Source organism: Polaromonas sp. (assembly GCF_012927415.1).
Lineage (GTDB): Bacteria > Pseudomonadota > Gammaproteobacteria > Burkholderiales > Burkholderiaceae_C > Polaromonas.
Genome location: NZ_JABBPF010000038.1, coordinates 1 through 21,361, shown reverse-complemented (window position 1 = coordinate 21,361; position 21,361 = coordinate 1). Strand labels below are relative to the sequence as shown.

The following is a 21,361-nucleotide window of genomic DNA, read 5'->3' as shown; positions in this document are numbered from 1 at the left end:
TTTTCCGTTTCACAACCACTTCATCAAAAAATCTCTTCCCTTCAGATGTTGAGGAAATACCTGCCTTCTTTCTCGGCAACGCCAACCATAATCAGCTCCGCGCACAGTTGATCTATCCATGCGTCCATGGCAACATCCTGGAAAAACCGTTCCCTGATCTGCCCGAAATACGGTGTTCGGGCGGCCCATCGCCTGAATTCGGAAAAATCCTGTTTTTGAACTTCCAGTAATTTGAACTTGAGCAATACCTTCACGGCATGTCGCGCGTGTTTAACGGGATTTGTGACAAACGAATCGAGACGTTGCCGGGCTTTGGACAATATCTCGGGCGTATAGCCGAAGACGCGGCCATGTCCGGGTATTACCGTTACCGGCTCAAGACTTTCAATCAGGTCAAGCGTGGCGCCCACCTGTTCGAAAGCGTCAGTTCCCTCGAGCTCGGGAAATACAACGCCGAAACCGCTTTCCCATAAGGCGTCGGCCGAAATGAGTATTTTTCGCTCTGGCTCAAAAAAAATCACTGAATGAGGATCGTGGCCAGCCGAGGCGTGAATTTCCCAATCGCTGGTGCCGAAACGCATCAAACTTCCAGGTCTAAGTGTCTGTTGGAAATTGAATTGGGGGCAAAGTTGCCCGGTGGGCAAATAGGTCAACGCGATTGGGTCCCATTGGGTGACCTGTTGCGCCTGGCCCGGAGGAATCCAGGTCTCGAGCTCGGGATAACGCGCCTGCAGGGCCGCGTTGCCGCCGCAATGGTCACTGTGCAAATGGGTGTTCACGAGAACATCAAGGGCGCGATCATTCAGAACGCCGTCAACCAATGACAGGGTTTGCGCGGCATGGATGCAATAGCCGCTGTCGACCATCAGGGTGTGATCGCCACCGACAAAGAGGATATTGTTTGCCGATAGCCAACCCCGCTCGAAGACGTGCAGTTCCGCTGGCAGATCCCGTACCGGTATCACAAGCCGCCCAACCAAAAATTTTCCGGCAGTTGTACGCCGTTTCCGGCCTGTAATTTTTCTGACTTGGGTTGTTGGTAGCTCATAGTAAAACTCAATTGTGGCCCCTTGTGAAAGCGTTGCGAATCAATTCCGTAGGAGATTTTCCACGTGCGGGTCGTCAGCGGCCAGTAACTGGCGTAATCGGGTTTCGCAGACGGCGGCTTCGTCTTCGAACAAAGCGTGGATCCAGCCCGATTCGCGCTCACTGACCACCTTTAAAAAATCATCTGCGCCGCGCATTTCGGCAAAGGCGTCAAAGCCGGTTTCCAGAAAATGCTGAAGAGAGTTCAAACCAGCCACAGCCGCCGGTCGGCGCATCATCTTCAGCAGGGTCCGCAGCCCCCGTGTGCGCGTCAAGCCGTCCAGTTGACGCCCGAGCTGCAGCACGACTTCGAGTTGCTGGTGCCGCGCGGCTGCGTCTCCCAGGCGTCGCCAGCAGCGAATATAGCGGGCACCTTCGCTTCCTGCCGTCAACGCTGACTGGTCGGCAAGCCATTCTCGCGCCATGAGATCGTCCAGCGTTTCAGTCATCGCATGGACCTCGGCCAGCGCGGCCGCAGTGTCGACTACCGCCTGCGGGAACAGCCTGGAGATGGTGTTGGCGATGCGGGCGAACTGTTGATCGCGTTGGGCAAAGTCTTTGTCGCTGTACAGTTCCTCCAGAAAAAAAACCGCCGCTGTCATGTACCGCGGGTTTCGCAGCAAGTCGGCATACGTGCCATGAAAGCGGCGGGCTTGAAGGCGTTTGACTTCGGTGCTCGCCCGCGCCAGTGCCGGATCGCCAGCACGCTGCTCCGTAAGCCGCACCACGACTTCCAAGGCTGCGTGAATCTTGCAAGAAGAGTTGTTCATACAGGGTAAAAGTGTACCCAGTTCAATCTAGAGATCACGCTCTATTGGAATCTGGAGGCCCATGAGAAACTGCCGTCATGCAGCGAAGAAACCTTCTCAAACTTGGCGTGGGCTCGGCAGCCGTGTTGGTGCTTGCTGGAAGCACGCTGGCATGGTTGCAGCCGGGCTTGCAAAGCGGCGCGATGAGCGCCGTCGGTCGCGAGGTGTTTGGCGCTGTCGGCCGGGCGGTTCTGGACAAGAGCCTGCCGCAGGCAGATGGCCCGCGTCAGACCGCGCTGAATGGCCTTCTTGGCCGGATTGACACCTTGGTGCAGGCGCTGCCGCCGCACGCACAGAATGAGTTGTCGCAATTATTGTCTCTGCTCGGAAGCTCGGCGGGACGCCGTCTGCTGGCGGGCCTTGGCCCGGCATGGCAGGACGCCTCTGTGGCCCACTTGCAGCAAGCACTTCAGGGCATGCGCCTGTCGAGCCTGGCCTTGCGCCGGCAAGCCTACGCCGCCCTGCATGACATTGTGATGGGCGCCTACTTCGTGGATGCGGCAAGCTGGCCCATGCTGGGGTATCCCGGTCCCGTAAAAATCTGAATACCCATCCCGAATTACCGAAAGTAGCATGAGTCAAGTCAAGGACCCCATTAAAGACGGCCTTCAACGCGGCTGGAAGGTATCGGGAGGCGCGTTCGGTCGGGCACCTGAAAAAATCGTCTGCGACGTGGCCATTGTCGGCAGCGGCGCTGGCGCCGGTATTTCCGCTGAATTGCTGGCCAAGGCTGGGCTGCAGGTCGTGATTATCGAGGAGGGGCCGCTCAAGAGCAGCTCGGATTTCAACCAGAAGGAGTCCGAGGCCTATCCATCGCTTTATCAGGAAAGTGCCGCGCGCAAAACCCAGGACAAGGCCATCAACATTTTGCAGGGCCGCTGCGTTGGAGGCTCCACTACCGTCAACTGGACTTCTTCTTTTCGCACGCCGGCTTCCACACTCAAGTTCTGGCAGGAAAGGTTTGGCCTGATCGACTACACCTCAGAGGCCCTGGCGCCATATTTCGCCCAAGCCGAGCAGCGCCTGAACATCACACCCTGGCTCATGGCGCCGAATGAAAACAACGATTTGCTGCGTCGCGGCGCGCTCAAGCTCGGGATTCCCTCCGCCGCCATTCTGCGCAACGTCAAGGGCTGCTGGAATCTGGGCTCATGCGGTTTGGGCTGCCCGACCAATGCCAAGCAGTCCATGCTGGTAACCACGATTCCAGCCGCGCTGGACCGGGGTGCGCAGCTGCTAACTGAAACACGGGCTGAGCGCTTCGAGCTGGCCAACGGCAGGGTGACCGCGCTGGTTTGCCGTCAAATTGAACCAAATGGTGCTCTGGTCAATAGAGAATCGGCATCAGCAGCTATTAAAATAATAGCAAGACATTATGTGCTGGCTGGCGGAGCCATCAACTCGCCGGCGGTACTGTTACGCTCCGGCGCGCCTGATCCGCATGGCCGGCTGGGAACCAGGACATTTTTGCACCCGGTGGTCATGTCCTCCAGCATCTTCGATCAAAAAGTGGCGGCATGGAGTGGCGCGCCGCAGTCGATTTACACTGATCATTTCATGGAAACGCAGGCGATTGACGGGCCCATGGGTTACAAGCTGGAGGCGCCGCCCCTGCATCCATTGATTTTTGCCTCCACCGTGCCCGGTTTTGGTCAAAGCCAGCATGCGCTGCTAACGTCGTTTCCGCACAACCATACCTTGCTGGCGCTTCTGCGCGACGGTTTTCACGACGAAGCGCGCGGCGGCAAGGTCAGACTGCGCGGCGACGACTCCGCCGTGCTGGACTACCCGCTGACAGATTATGTGATGGAAGGTGGCCGGCGGGCCATGCTGTCCATGATGGAAATCCAGTTTGCCGCTGGGGCTAGACAGGTCTTGCCGCTGCACGAGATGGCGGCGCCCTACACCTCCTGGGCGCAGGCACGCGCTGCAGTGCTGGCGCTGCCGATGAAGCCTCTGCTCGTCAAAGTGGTGAGCGCGCATGTGATGGGTGGTTGTGGCCTCGCGGGCACCGAGCAGCAGGGCGTAACGCGCCCCGATGGCGTGCATTGGCAGCTTGAAAACCTTTCGATTCATGACGGATCGCTCTTTCCAACCAGCATTGGCGCCAATCCGCAACTGTCGGTCTACGGCACCGTGAACCGGCTGGCGCAAGGTTTGGTGAAAAGGCTGACCGGGCGCGATGTCGCGCTGGCCAGCCCATCTTCCTGATGCTGGCATCGCTGCAACGATTCCTCACGCTCGCTCTGCTGACTGCGGCCTTCGGCTGGCTGCTGTACTTCGGCCTCGGTTCGCCGGTGCTGGCCGTGACAGGTTTTGTGGCCATGATGCTGGCCTACTCCGCATTCTTTGCTGTCGAATTCCTGCTCCTCAGGCAGGTGAACAAGGCTGATCCCACTCCTCAGGCAAGCTGCAGAGAATTGCTGCGCGCGTGGTGGGGTGAAACGCTGACCTCACCGCAGGTTTTCTGCTGGCGCCAGCCCTTCCGTTCGCAGGCAACGCCAGACCAGCTCAGCCCGCCAGAGCGCTTTCAGGGGCGCAGGGGCGTCGTGTTTGTGCACGGTTTTTTTTGCAATCGCGGCTTGTGGACTCCCTGGCTCAAGCGCCTTGAGGGCGGCGGACATGCGTTTGTGGCTGTCAACCTGGAGCCCATTTTTGGCTCCATTGACGACTACGCCGCGCAGATTGATGCGGCGGTCCGGCAGGTCACGCAAACTACCGGTTTGCCGCCGCTGCTGGTCTGTCACAGCATGGGCGGGCTGGCTGCGCGGGCTTGGCTCAAGGGCATGAAAGCCGAATCGCGCGTGCACCATGTCGTGACCATTGGCACGCCACACCGCGGCACCTGGCTGGCACGCTTTGGCCACGGCCACAATGGGCGCCAGATGCGGCTGCAGTCTGACTGGCACGCGCAGCTTGACCAAGGCATGCCATCAACGCGTCATGCGCTTTTCACCTGCTGGTATTCCAGCTGCGACAACATCGTGTTTCCGGCCTCCACGGCGACGCTGCCGGGGGCCGACAACCGTCTGGTCCGCGGTGCCGCCCATATGCAGCTCGCCTTCGTTCCAGAAGTCATGGACGCGACCCTGGCCTTGCTGGAGAACCCAATGCGCTGAACCGCTCCTGCCCGCCTGCCGAAAAAAAAGAGGCCGGCCGGGCCAAATGGAGCCGTCTGTCGGGACAATAGGTAAATTCCTTTGGCCCGAGCAACGGATCCATCTTTCAGAAATAGCGAGCGTTTGTTATGCCCTTGATCGTGGTAATTGATGATGACGCCGGCACCCGCCTGCTGGTCAGTCAGGTGTTAAAAAAAGAAGGCTACCAAGTGATGGCCGCCGAAGACGGGGCAAAAGGCCTGGCGCTGGTTCGTGAATTCAAGCCGGATCTGGTCGTGAGTGACGTGCAGATGCCACTGCTCGATGGTTTTGAGGTGCTTGACCAGGTCCGCAACGATCCGGCGCTGGCCGCCACAGCCGTGATTTTGTTGACCTCGTTGCAAGACCGCAGCTACATGCGCCAAGGCATGACCACGGGAGCGGATGACTATCTGACCAAACCTTTTGCGCCGCAGGAGTTGCGCGAGACCGTCAGCGCCCAGTTGAACAAGCGTGTCCGGGCTGACGCCATGCGCGAGCAGGTTGTTGACAAGGCCGTGCAGATTGCGCTGGAAGAGCAGCGCCACAAAATCGGCGAACTCTACGAAAAGCGCATGGTCCGGGCGCTGAGCGAGCAGTGGCCTGAAAGTGGCGCGGCGCAGGACAACCAAAAGTTCGCCAGCGCCACGGTGCTGTTTGCCGACATGCGCAACTACGCCCTGTGGACGCAAGCACTGAGCAGCGCCGAACTCAGTGGGATTGTTCAGCAACTTTATAGCAGCGTGGGCGACACTGTGTATCTGTTTGGCGCGCACACCATGCAGTTTGTCGGCGACGGCATGCTCTGCGTCTTTGTCGATGCGGCCGATACCGATTCCGTGAACCATGGCCTGCGCGCCGCGCGCGCCGCGCTCGGGCTGGCTGGAGCAAGCAAGCGCCTCGATGCCTATGTGCGCCAGCATTTTGGTGATCGCAACCTGCCCGTGTTTTCTCTCGGCGTGGCGCTGCACAGCGGCCCGGTGGCCTTTGCCAGCCTGGATGGCCTGATCGGCAGCACCGGCCAAACCACTCCGGTGGGCGATACCGTCGCGCTGGCACTCAAGCTGTTCAAGGGAGAACCGCCGCTGGACTGGACGATTGCCGCGAGCGTGCAGGCGGCACGCCTGGTGGCAGGCGCTGTGCGCATGGGCCACCGCGCCCTGGTCCAGGTACCGGGACGCAGCAAGCCGGTCGATGTAGTCGAAATTCTGGGCTTGGCATGAGCGGCGACGGCGCGGGGAATGCGACCAGAAGTTTGCGCGGGCGTAGCTGGTCGCTGCGCATGGTTCTGGTGACCAGCCTGCTGCTGCTGTCGATTGTGCCGGCGGCAACCGTGGGCTGGTTTTTGTACCGGAGCAACCTGCAAACCGTGCATACGCTGTCGGAGAAAATTGTCGAGGACGTGGCGCAGCGGGTTAAGTCGGACACCGAAGAGCACCTGTCCCAGGCGCATGTGGTGCTTAACGGCTTGATTCACGAACAGCCCGGAGATTCGGCCATCCTGCGGGCACGCCAGCTGATCCAGAAACCCGAACTGTTCGAGCAGACCGCATTTGCCATGACGCGAATGACGCCTGACGTTCCCGGCATGTCGCTGGGGACTTACCAGGGTGAGTTTCTGGGTGTTGAGACTGTTTCACAGGACGTCAACAGCCTGATGCGCGTGGGTGTACGAAAGCAGAACGATGCAGGCAGGCGATATTTCTCTGCCAACTATCCTGGCGACAGAAGCCTGAGCCTGCCCACCGAGCCAAATAATTTTGAGCCACGCAGCCGACCCTGGTACCAGGGCGCCATGGAGCACAAAGGTCGCGCCTTTACATCGGTCTACCCATCGGCAGCGCAAAAGCAGCTATTGATCACACTGGCCCAGCCCGTTTACGGGATTGACGGCGGGGCGCTGGGCGTATTTGCCATTGACCTGCAACTCAAGCACCTCAATGACATGCTGCAAGCCATGCGGATCAGTGCCCACGGCACGGCTTTTGTGGTGGATGAGCAGGGGTTTTTGGTGGCGAGCTCGAGCGGTGACCCGCTCTTTACCAACACCGGCGGGCTCTTGCAGCGCCGCAAGCCGGCCGAGAGCCGAAACACCATCATTCGCAATGCCTACCAGGAGGCCGCGCCCAGTTTTGGCAAGACGCTGGAGTCGAGCGTGCAGCGCGAGTCTTTTCTGCGCCGCGTTGCCATGGGTGACGACACGCTGATGGTCGTGCTCAAGCCCTTTGGTGAAAGCCAGGGGTTGCGCTGGAGCCTGGTGGTGTCGGCACCCGAAAGTGACTTCTCTGCCGATGCCAGGGCCGCCCTCCAAAAGACATTGGCCGTAACGGCGCTGACCTTGCTGCTGGGCGCGCTGCTGGCCATCGTGCTGGCTTACCGGCTGAGCCGGCGTTTCAGAAGCTTGAGCGCCGCCGCAGCGCAGCTGGCGCACGCCGAGGTCCCGCCGGTCCAGCAAAACACCAGGATTACTGAAGTACGCCAGCTTTCCCAAGTGCTCCACGACAGCGCAAAAGAGCTGCAACGCCACCGCGCCGCCATTGAAGCGCACACCCTCGCGCTGCAGGGCGCCAACGACACGCTGGAAGCCCGCGTAGCCAGCCGCACCGCCGAGCTGGCCGCTTCCCGCGAGGAGGCGCTGGGCGCAGCACGCGCCAAGGCGGCGTTTCTCGCCACCATGAGCCACGAGATCCGCACGCCGCTTAACGGCGTGGTGGGCATGACCACCTTGCTGGCGGATACCCCGCTTGATCCTGAGCAGCTTGACTATGTGCACACCATGCGCATTTCCAGTGACCAGTTGCTAGGCGTGATCAACGACATTCTTGATTTTTCGAAAATTGAATCAGGCAAGCTGGAGCTCGAAAACGAGCCGCTCAATCTGCTTGGCACGATTGAAGAGGCCTGTGACATTGGCGCCCCGCGCGCCCGCGAAAAAGGTCTGGAGCTGCTGGTGGACATGGGGGACGAGTTGCCCGCCTGGGTGCGTGGCGATGTGACCCGGCTGCGTCAGGTGCTGCTTAATCTGGTGAACAACGCCGTCAAATTCACCGAACAGGGCCAGGTCATTGTCTCGGCCCATGTGCTGCAGGACTTCACGCCGGAGCAGGGCGCCTTGGTGGAGTTCCGCATCAAGGACACCGGCATCGGCATTCCGGAGTACCGCCAGTCCGCCCTGTTCGAGTCCTTTGCCCAAGTAGATGCAAGCACTACCCGAAAATATGGCGGCACCGGGCTCGGGCTGGCCATCTGCAAGCGTTTGGTCAAGCTGATGGGGGGGCGCGTGGGGATGGTGTCGGCACCCGGGCAGGGCTCGACCTTCTGGTTTACCGCCAGGCTGGGTTTCGCTGCCGCACCCGAGATCACGATGCTGTCCTCGCTGCACCTGGTCAGCCTGGCGGGCAAGCAGGCTGCGGTCGTCGACGATACCGTTGTCAATCTTCGCATTCTGGACCGGCAACTCAAGCGCTGGGGCATGCAGGCTACCTTGTTTGAACGCGCTGCGGACGCGCTGGTCTGGCTGCGGGACCATCAAGTCGATGTGGTGATAAGCGACATGCACATGCCCGATATGGACGGTCAGACTTTTGCCCAGACCCTGCGCCAGCGCAGTCCCGCAACCCCTATTGTGCTGCTCACCTCGGGCACCATGCCGACCGGCGAACAGGCCCGGGTATTCGACGCCCGTTTGCTCAAACCCTATCGCCAGTCGCAGCTTTTTGAGGCGATAGCCCGCGTCACCACCGGAGAGCAAACGGTTAAAAATGTGGCCAGAGTGGCGCCGGCCGCGTCCAGAAACCAGTTCATCCTGGTGGCTGATGACAACGCCGTAAATTTGAAGGTCGCCCTGGCAATGCTGACCAAGCTGGGTTACGAGGCGACGACTGCCCTTAACGGCCGCGAAGCGGTGGATCGCGTGGCGGCATCCTTTCGCACCGGCACGGGAGACACGCCGCGCCAGTTTGCGGCGATCTTGATGGACGCCAACATGCCCGTGATGGACGGCTTCGACGCCTCACGTCTCATCATCGGCACCCATGGCGCAGCCGCGCCCCCCATCATCGCGCTGACCGCTTCGGTGCTGGAGGAAGACCGCCAGCGTTGCCTGCAAGCGGGAATGATCGGCTTTCTGCCCAAGCCCCTGCGCATTGATGAGTTGTCAGAAGCCCTGGCGCGTTACGCTACCGATACCGATCGCGAAAAAGCGGCAATGGTGATGGCCGCCAGCATTGGACAGGATGTACAAAACAGCATTGAACCGGGGCACGTATTGATGGACTGGAGCCGGCTGGAGCAGTTCAAGGAGTTTGACGACGAAGAACGCACCATGACGCGCGAGGTGATTACGCTGTTCAACAGCGAGACGCCGCAGCGCATGGACGACATCCGAGCTGCCTTGGCGGCTTCTGACAGCGCGGCACTCTCGCGCACCGCACACGCCGTGAAGGGGGCGGCTTCCAATGTGGGCGCACAGGCATTGAGTGATGCCTGCGGCGCCCTCGAGCAATCGTGCCTGCAAGGCCGGTGGCCTGTGGACGCCGGCGCCCAAGTCAGACACATCACGGGTCTGGCTGACAAAACACGTCAGGCGCTCAATGACTGGACGGCGCAGACGACCGGTTAAAGCGGGCCCCCGGTCCCGCTCACGGTCCAACGCCGAAGCTCAGATGCTTATCGCAGCCATTGGTTTTCAATGCGCTGATAGTCGCCGCTGGCCTTGGCCAAATGCAGCCACTGGTCGACGTAAGCCTTGAATGGCACATCGCCGCGCGGCAGCAGGAAGGCCATTTCGCCGTATTGCAATGGCTTGTCGGGGTTGATCGCGCAAAGACCCGGTTTGAGTTTTTGCTGGGTCACGGCTTCGGCCGCCTCGGTCACGAAGACATCAGCCCGGTTGGCCAGAATTTCATCAAAAATGGTGAGGTTTTCCGGGTTGAGCCGCATTTGCGCCTGTTTGAAACTGGCGCGAGCGAAACGTTCGTTGCTGCCGCCCGGATTGAAAATCACCCGCGTGGAGGGTTTGTCAATGTCCGCCACGGTCTGGTATTTCGCCACGTCGGCGCAGCGTGCCACCGGTGTTTTGCCGTTGACCATGTAAGCGGTGCTGAAGAAAGCTTTCTTTTGCCTCTCAGTGGTGACCGAAATGCCACCCGCTGCCATGTCGCACTTGCCAGCGAGCAGATCGGGCATCAGATTGGACCAGCTGGTTTTCACCCACTCGGGTTTCGCTGCCAGGCTGGTCGCGAGCGAAGTCATCAGGTCAACGTCAATGCCTTCAAAACCGCCATCGGCCTTTTGAAAGCTGAAAGGCTTGTAGTCGCCCGGCGTACAGATCCGGAGCACGCCCGCTTTCTGCACTGCATCAAGGCCTGAGGTGGCCATGCCTTGCGCCCAAGCCGGTGAAGCGGCGAGCAGGGCCGTTAGTAGCGTCAGGCAGGTCGCAGCCAGCAAGGCAAGTTTCCCGGGAAAGGCGCTAGGGCGCAAGCGGCGAAGTGGCATGATGAAAAGTCTCCGTTGTAGTTGTCAGGGGTGTTCATTTTGCACGCGACCTAGCCAGCCCGCTGGCTCAGTTCACGATCCATTGCAAGGCTGGTCGCGGGATTAGCGCGGCACGGCCGCAGCGGACTGCGAAGCCCGCGCAGTCAGTGCCGCTTCGATGCGCAATTGTTCTTCGCTAGAAAATAATTGCTGGCTCAATTGCTGCAACCGCCCGGGGTTGGTGTTACCTGTCCTGGCGATGGCGTATTCATTCAGCCTGGCTTGCCAATTGCTCTCTTCCCGGTCCAGTCGGGCCAGTTGCTGGGCCGCTGCATCACCGTACTGCGCGCTGCGCTGGGAAAAACGCTCGTGTTCGCTGACGCCACCGGCCTCAAAAGCGGCAGTCTGTGCCGCCACTGCCATATGCGCCACAGCATCGGCGCGGGCTGCGCGCTCATTGGCGCCCAGTTCTCGCTCAGCCTCGCGGACCGCGTCATGCTTTTGCGCTGGCGTCAGTGAGGCGTTGCTTTCAACTTCAAGCCGGGCCAGTGTAAAACGGTCAAGCGCTTCGTCCTCGGCGAAAAGTGCCTGGTATTCGTCGGGCGCGAAATGCTTTTCGCGCACTTGCTGGCGCGCGTGCACGGCTTGCCGCAGTGCACTCGGGTCAGACGGATCAACGGGAGTCTTCAACTCGCCCAGGGCGGCGCGATAGTCGACGTAGCGCTCGAGCAGCGCCAGTGCCCGCGCTGCTTCAGCGGGCTCGAAGTGACGCCCGATCAGGGCGGCCAGACGTTTTTTCAGCGCCGCCGGTGTGTCGGCCTCGCCAGCTTCCAGCAGCAAGGCTTCGAATTTGAAGCGCAACTGACCACTCAAAAAGGGATCTGGTCCTGCGTCCTCCGCGCGTTGCAGCATGAGCGGTGCCGTGGATCTGTCCGGGAGCGCTGTGGCAAGCAGGGCTGCGCCGGATGTCGCCCGTGCCGTGCCGGAACCCGGCGTGACGACTGTTGATTCGGGCGCGTCCGCAAGCGGTGCTGCGACAAACCACGCTCCGGCCAAAGCCGCGATCAAGGCCGCAGCAGCTAGCCAGGCGTGCTGGCGCTTCACAAATTGGCTTGCTTGAGGCGGTTGGCCTGCTGGCGGTACAACGTCACCGGGTCCACTGAAAACCAGTCGCGCAGACCGAGCACCTGGTTGACCTCGTCGAGGTGATTCTGCCGGTAGTCGCCCAGATGTTTGCCAAGCCGGGACGAGCAAGCCGATACCAGGCCGTCATTAGCCTGGCCGAACACCAGGCTCATGATGCCTAGCGCACCATCACTGATGTCCAGCACGTTGGTCACCGGCTGCGTGCCGGCCCAAGAGTAATAACGCACACCATTCACCAGTTCGGGGCCGCTGCCGCAATCGCCTGGCAAGGCTTGCGGGAAACGTCGGTTGAAGTCGAGCGAACCAGCCGTGGACAGCGAGTTGAGCGCCGCAACCGGCATCTGCGCAAGACTGGTGCCGCCCGAGCCTAGATTGATCAGTGCCACGAAGGCTTTGGCGGCATTGTTCACCAGCGTTTCCGACAGTGTGCCGGCGGGCACGATGCCGCGCAGGATGTCGGCGACGCGTGAGCCCTTGTTGACGCCACCGACCGAGGTGACTGACGCCACCAGTTGGGGTGCCACGCCTGCCACGTAGCGGATGGTCGGACCGCCGTGTGAATGGCCGATCAGGTTCACTTTGCTGGCGCCGGTAATAGCCATGATGTTCTTGATCTGGCTCAGCAGCTGTTCGCCGCGCACCTCGGTGCTGTTGGCGGCCGAAACCTGGGCGACAAAAACGCGTGCGCCGTCCTGGCGCAGCGCAGAAGGAATGCCGTAAAAATAATCAACGCCCAGAAAGGAATCGAAACCGAAAAGCCCGTGCACCAAGACGATCGGATACCGCGTTTGGGTGTACCCGCTTTGCGCCTGCGCCGGGGCTCCGAACAGCGGGAGGCAAATAGCCAGCACAAAACACAGCTGGCGCAGGCTGCGGCGAAAGAGCGGGTCAAGAAATCCGGACATGAGCTTCTCCTGGGTGTTAAAAAAACGAACGATCGTGCTTTTTTGTAGCCACAATTCTTTCAACAAGCGAAGCATCTGACCATCCGTAAAAACCCATTTAGTGGATACCCTCGTACCAGGCCAAAAGGGCCTAGGGCGATATGAACGATTCCGGTGGGCCAGTCATTTGATCGTCAGCACCGCAATTTTTGTTGCACTGCACAAAAAATAAACCATAACATCGTTGTTTTATTGCACAATAAACGCTTGAAAATAATAATTTGCTATTTTTTTTATAGCTAATGATGGCCGTACTACATGGACCAGACAGTGAAATCATCCAACTTTCTTCTGGTTGGTTGCTGCGCTGCACAAAAAGCCCCTCGGAGTTGCCTTTTTAGGGATAACCCGTATATTGAGCACATGGTCAATCCCGCCACACTACTCAAAGCATCCATCGACGCGAGCAAGGAATTTTTCCGACCGCCCGGAAAGCAACGAGCACTGACCGAACCCGCAACGCAACGCGCTCCGGCGCTCATGGTGCCCATCCGCTCGATTGGTTCAAGTCACGGCAAACGCATCGCCGCGCACCTTCTGGCGCTGAATCCGCAAGACCGCTATTTGCGCTTTGGCTATGCGGCCAACGATGAGCAGATCGGCCGCTACGTCGACAGCCTCAATTTTGAGCGGGACGAAATTTTTGGCATCTACAACCGCAGGCTGGAACTGATTGCGATGGCGCATCTGGCGTTTTCAACCGATCCCGCGCTCAAGAGCTGCGCGGAATTTGGCGTTTCGGTGCTGGCGCATGCGCGTGGCCGGGGTTACGGCGCACGCCTGTTTGATCGCGCCGTGATGCACGCCCGCAATGAAGGCGTCGACATGGTGTTCGTCCACGCATTGAGCGAAAACACCGCCATGCTCAACATTGCCCGCAAGGCAGGTGCCCGGATTGAGCGCGATGGCTCTGAAAGCGAAGCCTATCTCACGCTCGTGCCAGCCGACCTGGATTCGCGCGTGACCGAAATGGTCGAGGAGCAGGTTGCCCAGACCGACTACCGCCTAAAGGTGCAGGCCAAGCAGTTCCGGGATTTTCTGGTGCTGCTGCAGGAGGTCAGGCGCGGCGTGCGCAAGAGTCGCGACCGGATGCCGATGTAGTGGTGGACCGGCGGATCTTTCGCTGCGTGCAACAAGTCGCTTCATTTCCCGGTTTCCTCGATACCCTGTGATTGCGGGCCTGAGCCGCGAGCCATTTACGGCACGGCCAAACCCGCGACGAAATGCCGACCATCACCAGTTCCGGCGCTGCTTGCCACACCAGGAGCGGCAGGCCGAGTCTGACATGGCAAACGGGAGAAATGAAGGTACTTGACGCGCAGTGACTGTTCAGGCCACCGCTTCGTTGAAAATTTCGGCTATCCTAGGCCGCTTAACAACTACCGACCGCCCTTACGTGTCCGACGTTCCTCCCAGTCGATCTTCCAGGATGGAAGACAAGCGTGGCTTTTTGCAAAAGCTCGCTGAAATGCTTCACCCCGGCCCTGACTCCAAAGACGAGTTGATCGAAACCCTGGTGGAAGCCCAGGGCAACGATGTCATTGGCGAGCAAAGCCGTGAAATGCTCGAGGGCGTGATCCGCATGGCTGACATGACGGCTGGCGATGTGATGGTGGCCGCGCCGCGAATGGATTTGGTCAACATCGACGCGCCGTTTGACGAGTTGCTGCACCTCATCATAGACACCGCCCACTCGCGCTTTCCGGTCTATGAAAGCGAAAAGGAAAACATCCTGGGCATCCTGATGGCCAAGGATTTGCTCAAGCTGCAGCGTGCGCCGGAACTCAACATCCGCGCGCTGCTGCGGCCCGCGGTGTTTGTGCCCGAAAGCAAGGGCCTGAATGATCTGTTGCGGGAGTTTCGCGACAACCGGAACCATCTGGCCATCGTCATCGACGAATTTGGCCGCGTCGCCGGGCTCATCACCATTGAAGACGTGCTTGAACAGATCGTGGGCGAGATCGAGGACGAGTTCGACGTCGCCGAGGACGAAGGCGATATCTTCGGCCTGACTGACCACACCTATCGCGTCAGCGGTGACACGTCAATTGAGCGGGTCAACGAAGCCTTCGACGTACGGCTGCCCGAAACCGACTTTGAGACCATTGGCGGCCTGGTAGCCCATGAGATGGGCCACGTTCCCAAGCGCGGCGAGCATTACGCGCTGGCCGGCCTGCAGTTCAGTGTGCTGCACACCAAGGGCGGCGCGGTTCGCTGGTTCAAGGTTTCGCCGGTTTCGGCCAGCAGTGTCTGACCCGTTGTGAAAGGCGGTCGGTCGGCACGGGACATGGTTGAAAGCATGATTTCGTCGCTGCCCACTTTTCCGGCTTTGCTGCAGAATATCGACCATCCTGCGGTACACAAACGCCTCTCATGGTTCCAGATTGCTATTATTTTAATAGCTGGTGGTGCCCATGCTGCCAGTATGGCGTGGCCTTTCCCTTTTGGTTTTGCGTCAGGCCAGCCGCTCTGGTGGCTACAGCTGCTGTCCCTGACCCTGCTTGCCGCGCAGCTTGACGGCTGCCGGTCGCGCTGGCGCGCCGCCTTTTTGGGTGGGCTGTTTGGCACCGCGATGCTGTGCTCTACCTTCTGGTGGCTGTTTATCTCCCTTCATGTTTACGGTGGCCTGGCTGCTCCGCTGACGGTGCTGGCGATCGTCTTGCTCGCGGCATTTCTGGCGCTGTACTATGCCGCCGCAGCAGGGCTGTTTGTGGTGCTCGCACCCGTCAATCGGGCGTTACGTGCTTTTTTATTTGCAGCGCTCTGGCTGCTCGCCGAGCTTGCCCGGGTCAAGCTGTTCACTGGCTTCCCCTGGGGTGAGGGCGGCTATGCCCATGTCGATGGCTGGGCCCGGCCACTTGCGGCCTGGGTGGGCGTGCATGGCCTGAGTTTTATGGCGGCGTTTATCGCCGCCGGACTGGCTTTTTCCCTGCGCGCGGGCAGGACGCGCTGGCTGGCTGCGCTGGTTCTGGTGATGCTTGCCACGGTAATGGCCCAGCTGCCGTTGAACAGTTTTATCGCCGGCGAAACGCCGCAACCCGGGCCACTGACGGTGACGCTGCTGCAGGGCAATATTCCCCAGGACGAGAAGTTCCAGAGCGGCACCGGCGTGGTCAGCGCCCTGCGCTGGTACGGCGAGCAACTGCATATCGCCAGAGGCGCGCTGGTGGTGGCGCCGGAAACCGCGCTTCCACTATTGCCGCAGCAATTGCCCGAGGGCTACTGGGAGGCGCTGCAGTCGCGTTTTGCCAGCGGGCAACAGGCCGCGCTAATCGGCGTGCCGCTGGGCAGTTTCGAGGCCGGTTATTCCAATTCAGTGGTCGGTTTTAAACCCGATTCGCCTGGCTTGCCTGAGGCGCGCGGGCCTTACCGGTATGACAAACACCATCTCGTGCCTTTTGGGGAGTTCGTGCCGGTGGGCTTCAGATGGTTTGTTGACCTGATGAATATCCCGCTGGGTGAGTTCAATCGCGGCGCGGTGGGCCAGGACTCATTTGACTGGCAAGGCCAGCGGCTGGCACCCAACATCTGCTACGAAGACCTGTTTGGCGAAGAATTGGGCGCGCGTTTCGCGGACCCGAAGCGGGCTCCCACCATTTTTGTCAATGTCAGCAATATCGGCTGGTTTGGCAATACCGTGGCGATTGACCAGCACCTGCAGATTTCGCGCATGCGGACGCTGGAATTCAGTCGCCCCATGATTCGTGCCACCAATACCGGTGCCACCGTCATCATTGACCACCTGGGCCAAGTGACGCACTCCCTGCCGCGCCAAACCCGCGCCGTGCTGGTCGGCGAGGTGCAGGGGCGCAGTGGCATCACGCCCTACGCCTGGTGGGTCGAGCGCTACGGCTTATGGCCGCTGTGGGCGCTGGGCCTGGCGGCGATCGGGCTGGCACTGGCTTTTCGGCGCCGCTGAGCGAGCTGCCGCGTAAAATAGGAGGTTTAGGCGATGCCCGTGCCGGCGTGTCGCCGTTTCACGGTGCTTGACAAGCTGCGCCGCGCTTTTGATCCACCCAATTCCTATGCTCACTTTCCAGCAAATTATCTTGAAGCTGCAGTCCTATTGGGCCGACCAGGGCTGCGCCCTGTTGCAGCCCTATGACATGGAGGTTGGCGCCGGGACGTCACATACCGCCACGTTTTTGAGAGCGCTCGGCCCCGAGCCGTGGAAGGCCGCCTATGTGCAGCCCAGCCGCCGGCCCAAGGACGGACGTTATGGCGAGAACCCCAACCGCCTGCAGCACTACTACCAATACCAGGTCGTGCTGAAACCGGCACCAGCCAACATCCTCGAGCTGTACTTGGGCTCACTTGAGGCACTGGGTTTTGATCTGAAGCAAAACGACATCCGCTTTGTCGAGGATGATTGGGAAAACCCGACGCTGGGTGCCTGGGGCCTGGGCTGGGAAGTTTGGCTCAACGGCATGGAAGTCACGCAGTTTACTTATTTCCAGCAGGTTGGCGGCATCGACTGCAAGCCCATCACCGGCGAAATCACCTACGGCCTCGAGCGCCTGGCGATGTACCTGCAGGGCGTGGACAACGTCTACAACCTGACTTGGACCGAAGGGCTCAGTTATGGTGACGTCTACAAGCAAAACGAGGTCGAGCAATCAACCTATAACTTCGAGCATAGCGATGCCGACTTTTTGTTCACCGCTTTCACGGCGCATGAAAAGCAGGCCAAACACCTGATTGAAGCCAAACTGGCCCTGCCGGCTTATGAACAGGTGCTGAAAGCCGCGCACAGCTTTAACCTGCTGGACGCTCGCGGCGCGATTTCGGTCACCGAGCGCGCCGCTTATATTGGCCGCATCCGCAACCTCGCGCGCGCCGTGGCGCAAAGTTATTACGAAAGCCGTGAGCGCCTGGGCTTTCCGATGGCACCGCCCGAATGGGTGGCGCAGATGACAAAGAAAGCAGCGTGAGCGTGATGACGATGACCACCCAAAATCTGCTTGTTGAACTGTTTGTTGAAGAGCTGCCACCCAAGGCGCTTAAAAAGCTGGGTGAGGCTTTCGCGGGTGGAGTTTTTGGAGGACTCGAACGCCGGGACTTCGTAGACCCAATGTGTGCAGTGACTTTTTACGCATCGCCACGGCGCTTAGCTGTGCACATTACCAATGTGAGAGCAATTTCGCAGCCACGAGCACAAGCGCCGAAGACGCTAATGCCGGTATCTGTTGGATTGGACGCTGATGGAAAGCCAACAGCGCCTTTGTTGAAGATGTTGAAAACAAAGCTGTATCACGCTGATGTTGACGTTGAGTGGCTCATGCGCGAGCGCGTGTTTATCTCTGAAGAAGGGGGCAAAAAAGTTCTCAAGCATGATCAAGGTCTTGCGGCCGGCAGCACACTTTTAATTGGTCTTGAAAGTGCGCTCGGCGAGGCGATATCTAATTTGCCTATCCCCAAAGTTATGACCTACCAGCTCGACGATGGCTGGAGCGACGTGAAGTTCGTGCGGCCTGCGCACGGCCTGGTCGCCTTGCATGGCAGCGAGGTCGTGAAGATTCAAGCGCTGGGCCTGACGGCCGGCAATACAACCCATGGCCACCGTTTTGAAGCATTGGTGGACCCGGTGGTTTTGCAAGATGCCGACAGCTACGCTGCCACGCTGCAGAAAGACGGCGCAGTGATCGCCAGTTTTGCCGACCGCAGGGCCGAGATTCTCAAGCAGCTGACTGCTGCAGCGGCCAAAGTCGGTGGCGGTGTGAACGTGATTGAAGACGACGCGCTGCTCGATGAAGTCACCGGGCTGGTCGAGCGGCCGAACGTGCTGGTCTGCGAATTTGAAAAAGAATTTCTCGATGTACCGCAGGAGTGCCTGATCCTGACAATGAAGGCCAACCAGAAGTACTTTCCGCTGTTGGAGGCTTCTGGCAAGTTGAGCAACAAATTTCTGGTCGTCAGCAACATCAACCCGGTTGATACCCGCTTTGTGATTGGCGGCAACGAGCGCGTCGTGCGCCCGCGGCTGGCAGATGCCAAGTTTTTCTTTGACCAGGACCGCAAGAAGACGTTGGCGTCACGCGTTGCCGGGCTGGGCAAGGTGGTTTATCACAACAAGCTGGGCTCGCAGGGCGAGCGCGTGCAGCGCGTGCGCGCCATTGCCAAAGTTATCGGCCAGCAACTCGGCGGCGCTACGCTTGCCGCGCAAGCCGATCAGGCCGCGCTGCTGGCCAAAACCGATCTGGTGACCGACATGGTGGGCGAATTCCCGGAACTGCAGGGCGTCATGGGCCGCTACTACGCGCTCAACGATGGCCTGAGCCTTGAGGTGGCTGACGCGATTGAAGACCATTACAAGCCGCGTTTTGCCGGCGATGAACTGCCGCGCAACCCGGTCGGGCTGGTGGTGGCGCTGGCCGACAAGCTCGAAACGCTGGTCGGCATGTTCGGCATCGGCAACCTGCCCACGGGTGACAAAGACCCGTTTGCGCTGCGCCGCCATGCGCTGGGCGTCATTCGGATGCTGGTGGAAAAAGACTTGCCGCTGAATCTGGACACTTTGATTCAAGATGCAGCCGCGACATTTAAAGGCATTGCCGGTTTTGAATTTGGACGTGCTGTTGTGGAGCTTCAGGATTTCATCTATGACCGCCTCGCCGGCTCCCTGCGTGATCAGGGCTACAGCGCCCAGGAAGTCGATTCGGTGGTGTCCCAAAAGCCTCAGCGTCTGGGCGATGTGGCCAGGCGCCTGTCCGCCGTGCGTGCTTTCGCGCTGCTGCCAGAGGCGCCCGCCCTGGCCGCCGCCAACAAGCGCATCGGCAACATCCTCAAGAAAGAACCACTGGAAGTGGACCCGCATGTCAGCGAGGTGCTGCTCAAGGAGCCCGCTGAAATCGCCCTGTACGCCGCGATGAAAGACGTATTGCCCACGGCCAACACGCAGTTTGACGCCGGCAACTACACCGCGTCGCTGCAAGCGCTGGCGGCCTTGCGCGCGACGGTCGATGCCTTTTTTGACGGCGTGATGGTCAATGCCGAAGAACTCGACCTGCGCCTGAACCGGCAAGGCCTGCTCAAAAGCCTGCACGACGCGATGAACCGGGTCGCCGACCTGTCGCGCCTGGTTTCTTGAGCTGGCTGTGCCTTCGCCCGAGCCCATGACTGGCCAGGACACCGGTTTGACGCCAGCCGCTACGCGCCGTAACTCGCAGCGCACGGCCTGGCTGATCTTCGGGCCGCCGGCGTTCATGGTGGCGGTGGGCTGGCTGCTGCAACTGGCCGATGATCGCCAGAACGCAATGCAGGCCTTGTCTCTGGTGCCGGTTTCCACCACGTCAGGGCCAATGGACCTGCTCTGGCCGGTGGCGGTGGGGCTGGCCGTGCTGGTCGGCGCCGGCCTGCTGGTGCGCCGGTTGGGCTGGCGCCGCGTCATGCCGGCGATAGGCGCGCTCTGGATGCTGCTCTGGCTGGCCGGCAGCGCCGCCATGGTGCAGCGGCATGTGAATCGGCAGGGATTGTTTTTGCAAGACATGACCGCATCGGTCACTGCGCCCCTGGCGCGCGCCACGGCCCGGGTGGTGACCGTCAAATTCAAGCCGGCCAGCCTGCGCAGCCTCGGTGGCACGGAGCTGGTGCTACAGGTCAGCGGCCTTCAAATTCCGCAGCGACTGCTGATTGACGATGCCAGGGCCGCCTCTCTCAAGCCCGGCGACACGCTGGCGCTGCAATTCGCACCCGGCCGTTTCAGCGGCCTGTTTGTGACTGGCTGGCAGGCTGCGCCAGCGGCTGATTCTCATTAAGGGCTTGCCATGAAACTTGTCATCCTTGACCGCGACGGCACCATCAACAGCGACAGCGATGATTTCGTCAAAACGCCGGAGGAATGGCTGCCGCTACCCGGTGCGCTCGAAGCAATTGCGCGGCTCAACCACGCGGGCTGGCATGTGGTGGTGGCCTCCAACCAGTCGGGGCTGGGGCGCGGCCTGTTTGACGTGGCGTCGCTGAATGCCATGCACGCCAAAATGCACAAGCTGCTGGCCGCGCAGGGTGGGCGGATCGACGCCGTGTTTTATTGCCCGCACACCTCCGAAGAGGACTGCCACTGCCGCAAGCCGAAGCCAGGGCTGTTCGAGCAGATTGGCAGCCGTTTTGGCGTGCAGCTGCAGGGCGTGCCTGCCGTTGGCGACGCCCTTCGAGACGCGCTGGCAGCTGCAGCCGCTGGTTGCGAGCCCCATCTGGTGCTGACCGGCAAATCGGCCAGGTACCGTCAAGGCGGGCAGCCGGAGGGCTTGCCGCCGGGCACGCTGGTGCATGCCGATCTGTCTGCATTCGCCGATTTCATCCTTGAACGCAGCGCCCGCTTGAAACGCGTGGCGGTATGAAATTGATAGCTACAAATGACCGTAAGTAATGGACTACAGCTCGGAAATTCATAAAATAAACGGTTTTGGCAGATGCCCGGCCGCCAGCCGAACCACCCGATCACCGGAAAGCCTGACATGCCCCTGATTCGCTCCATCCTGCACATGCTGTGGATGATCCTCACGGTAATACCTTGGGCTCTTTTTGTGGTCGCCGCCTCGCTCTTCGTCAGCAGCAACACCATGTACTGGATGTGCGCGCGCTGGCTGAAGCTGGCGGTCGATGGCGGCACCTTCATTCTCGGAATACAGAACCGGGTGACCGGGATGGAGAACCTGCCGACCGGCGAGCTGAGCGCCGCCGTGCTGCTGCTCAAGCACCAGTCGACCTGGGAAACCCTCAGCATGCCGGCGATCATGCCGCACCCGCTGGCTTATGTGTTCAAAAA

At 60.3% G+C, this 21,361-nt stretch carries 17 protein-coding genes and 1 pseudogene; 13 read left to right on the top strand and 5 right to left on the bottom strand.

Annotated elements, in window-relative coordinates; all coding sequences use genetic code 11:
• Positions 1 to 41 precede the first annotated feature (41 nt).
• Positions 42 to 980: an MBL fold metallo-hydrolase gene (locus tag HHJ19_RS04215; protein ID WP_296904354.1), complete on the bottom strand. Its 939-nt coding sequence runs from the start codon at positions 978 to 980 to the stop codon at positions 42 to 44.
• Positions 981 to 1,088: 108 nt separating this feature from the next.
• Positions 1,089 to 1,856: a hypothetical protein gene (locus HHJ19_RS04210; protein WP_296904352.1), complete on the bottom strand. Its 768-nt coding sequence runs from the start codon at positions 1,854 to 1,856 to the stop codon at positions 1,089 to 1,091.
• Between the two features lie 77 nt (positions 1,857 to 1,933).
• On the opposite strand from HHJ19_RS04210, the gene HHJ19_RS04205 reads away from it, so the two are divergent.
• The 5 genes from HHJ19_RS04205 (at position 1,934) to HHJ19_RS04185 (ending at position 9,653) form a co-directional block, all read left to right on the top strand.
• Complete coding sequence (locus HHJ19_RS04205) at positions 1,934 to 2,440, top strand: hypothetical protein (protein WP_296904350.1); 507 nt, start codon at positions 1,934 to 1,936, stop codon at positions 2,438 to 2,440.
• A 28-nt stretch (positions 2,441 to 2,468) separates the two neighbouring features.
• Entirely contained in the window at positions 2,469 to 4,106 is a 1,638-nt protein-coding gene (locus HHJ19_RS04200; protein WP_296904348.1) for a GMC family oxidoreductase, read from the top strand.
• On the top strand, positions 4,106 to 5,014 hold the full coding sequence (locus HHJ19_RS04195; RefSeq protein WP_296904346.1) for an alpha/beta fold hydrolase: 909 nt from the start codon (positions 4,106 to 4,108) through the stop codon (positions 5,012 to 5,014). The genes HHJ19_RS04200 and HHJ19_RS04195 overlap by 1 nt, the downstream gene beginning before the upstream one ends.
• A 128-nt stretch (positions 5,015 to 5,142) precedes the next feature.
• A complete protein-coding gene (locus tag HHJ19_RS04190; RefSeq protein WP_296904344.1) occupies positions 5,143 to 6,255 on the top strand; it encodes a response regulator in 1,113 nt (370 codons plus the stop codon).
• Positions 6,252 to 9,653 (top strand): response regulator, encoded by a 3,402-nt coding sequence (locus HHJ19_RS04185; protein WP_296904342.1) that lies wholly within the window; start codon positions 6,252 to 6,254, stop codon positions 9,651 to 9,653. The genes HHJ19_RS04190 and HHJ19_RS04185 overlap by 4 nt, the downstream gene beginning before the upstream one ends.
• Before the next feature lie 47 nt (positions 9,654 to 9,700).
• Here HHJ19_RS04185 and HHJ19_RS04180 read toward each other — a convergent pair whose 3' ends face one another.
• The 3 genes from HHJ19_RS04180 to HHJ19_RS04170 form a co-directional block, all read right to left on the bottom strand.
• A complete protein-coding gene (locus tag HHJ19_RS04180) occupies positions 9,701 to 10,411 on the bottom strand; it encodes a transporter substrate-binding domain-containing protein (RefSeq protein WP_296904361.1) in 711 nt (236 codons plus the stop codon).
• Between the two features lie 219 nt (positions 10,412 to 10,630).
• Positions 10,631 to 11,611 carry a lipase secretion chaperone gene (locus HHJ19_RS04175; protein WP_296904340.1) on the bottom strand — a complete coding sequence of 327 codons (981 nt, stop codon included), beginning with the start codon at positions 11,609 to 11,611 and terminating at the stop codon, positions 10,631 to 10,633.
• Complete coding sequence (locus HHJ19_RS04170; protein ID WP_296904338.1) at positions 11,608 to 12,558, bottom strand: triacylglycerol lipase; 951 nt, start codon at positions 12,556 to 12,558, stop codon at positions 11,608 to 11,610. Before HHJ19_RS04170 ends, HHJ19_RS04175 begins: the two co-directional genes overlap by 4 nt.
• Positions 12,559 to 12,960: 402 nt before the next feature.
• Between HHJ19_RS04170 and HHJ19_RS04165 the strand changes: the two genes are divergently transcribed.
• From HHJ19_RS04165 to HHJ19_RS04130, 8 genes and pseudogenes are all read left to right on the top strand, one after another.
• Positions 12,961 to 13,698 carry a GNAT family N-acetyltransferase gene (locus HHJ19_RS04165; RefSeq protein WP_296904336.1) on the top strand — a complete coding sequence of 246 codons (738 nt, stop codon included), beginning with the start codon at positions 12,961 to 12,963 and terminating at the stop codon, positions 13,696 to 13,698.
• 328 nt (positions 13,699 to 14,026) lie between these two features.
• On the top strand, positions 14,027 to 14,851 hold the full coding sequence (locus tag HHJ19_RS04160) for a transporter associated domain-containing protein (protein WP_296904359.1): 825 nt from the start codon (positions 14,027 to 14,029) through the stop codon (positions 14,849 to 14,851).
• A gap of 171 nt (positions 14,852 to 15,022) precedes the next feature.
• Positions 15,023 to 16,516 carry an apolipoprotein N-acyltransferase gene (gene lnt / locus HHJ19_RS04155; RefSeq protein WP_296904357.1) on the top strand — a complete coding sequence of 498 codons (1,494 nt, stop codon included), beginning with the start codon at positions 15,023 to 15,025 and terminating at the stop codon, positions 16,514 to 16,516.
• 106 nt (positions 16,517 to 16,622) lie between these two features.
• The gene (gene glyQ, locus HHJ19_RS04150; protein ID WP_296904334.1) at positions 16,623 to 17,528 is read left to right on the top strand and encodes a glycine--tRNA ligase subunit alpha; all 906 of its coding nucleotides are present in this window, start codon (positions 16,623 to 16,625) and stop codon (positions 17,526 to 17,528) included.
• Between the two features lie 11 nt (positions 17,529 to 17,539).
• Positions 17,540 to 19,684, top strand: coding sequence for a glycine--tRNA ligase subunit beta (gene glyS, locus HHJ19_RS04145; RefSeq protein WP_296904355.1), 2,145 nt, complete (start codon positions 17,540 to 17,542; stop codon positions 19,682 to 19,684).
• Positions 19,685 to 19,730: 46 nt separating this feature from the next.
• A complete protein-coding gene (locus HHJ19_RS04140; protein WP_296904332.1) occupies positions 19,731 to 20,351 on the top strand; it encodes a hypothetical protein in 621 nt (206 codons plus the stop codon).
• 9 nt (positions 20,352 to 20,360) lie between these two features.
• Positions 20,361 to 20,933, top strand: coding sequence for a D-glycero-beta-D-manno-heptose 1,7-bisphosphate 7-phosphatase (gmhB, locus tag HHJ19_RS04135; protein ID WP_296904330.1), 573 nt, complete (start codon positions 20,361 to 20,363; stop codon positions 20,931 to 20,933).
• Positions 20,934 to 21,050: 117 nt separating this feature from the next.
• Positions 21,051 to 21,361: pseudogene (locus tag HHJ19_RS04130) on the top strand (1-acyl-sn-glycerol-3-phosphate acyltransferase); the annotation flags it as partial.

What these genes read in the sequence shown, in the direction of transcription:
- HHJ19_RS04200 (WP_296904348.1), top strand. Translation starts at nt 2,469, where the DNA reads ATGAGTCAAGTCAAGGACCCCATTAAAGACGGCCTTCAACGCGGCTGG.
- HHJ19_RS04190 (WP_296904344.1), top strand. Translation starts at nt 5,143, where the DNA reads ATGCCCTTGATCGTGGTAATTGATGATGACGCCGGCACCCGCCTGCTG.
- gmhB (WP_296904330.1), top strand. Translation starts at nt 20,361, where the DNA reads ATGAAACTTGTCATCCTTGACCGCGACGGCACCATCAACAGCGACAGC.
- HHJ19_RS04205 (WP_296904350.1), top strand. Translation starts at nt 1,934, where the DNA reads ATGCAGCGAAGAAACCTTCTCAAACTTGGCGTGGGCTCGGCAGCCGTG.
- glyQ (WP_296904334.1), top strand. Translation starts at nt 16,623, where the DNA reads ATGCTCACTTTCCAGCAAATTATCTTGAAGCTGCAGTCCTATTGGGCC.
- lnt (WP_296904357.1), top strand. Translation starts at nt 15,023, where the DNA reads ATGGCGTGGCCTTTCCCTTTTGGTTTTGCGTCAGGCCAGCCGCTCTGG.
- HHJ19_RS04180 (WP_296904361.1), bottom strand. Translation starts at nt 10,411, where the DNA reads ATGGCCACCTCAGGCCTTGATGCAGTGCAGAAAGCGGGCGTGCTCCGG.
- HHJ19_RS04185 (WP_296904342.1), top strand. Translation starts at nt 6,252, where the DNA reads ATGAGCGGCGACGGCGCGGGGAATGCGACCAGAAGTTTGCGCGGGCGT.
- HHJ19_RS04170 (WP_296904338.1), bottom strand. Translation starts at nt 12,558, where the DNA reads ATGTCCGGATTTCTTGACCCGCTCTTTCGCCGCAGCCTGCGCCAGCTG.
- glyS (WP_296904355.1), top strand. Translation starts at nt 17,540, where the DNA reads ATGACCACCCAAAATCTGCTTGTTGAACTGTTTGTTGAAGAGCTGCCA.
- HHJ19_RS04195 (WP_296904346.1), top strand. Translation starts at nt 4,106, where the DNA reads ATGCTGGCATCGCTGCAACGATTCCTCACGCTCGCTCTGCTGACTGCG.
- HHJ19_RS04210 (WP_296904352.1), bottom strand. Translation starts at nt 1,856, where the DNA reads ATGAACAACTCTTCTTGCAAGATTCACGCAGCCTTGGAAGTCGTGGTG.
- HHJ19_RS04165 (WP_296904336.1), top strand. Translation starts at nt 12,961, where the DNA reads ATGGTCAATCCCGCCACACTACTCAAAGCATCCATCGACGCGAGCAAG.
- HHJ19_RS04160 (WP_296904359.1), top strand. Translation starts at nt 14,027, where the DNA reads ATGGAAGACAAGCGTGGCTTTTTGCAAAAGCTCGCTGAAATGCTTCAC.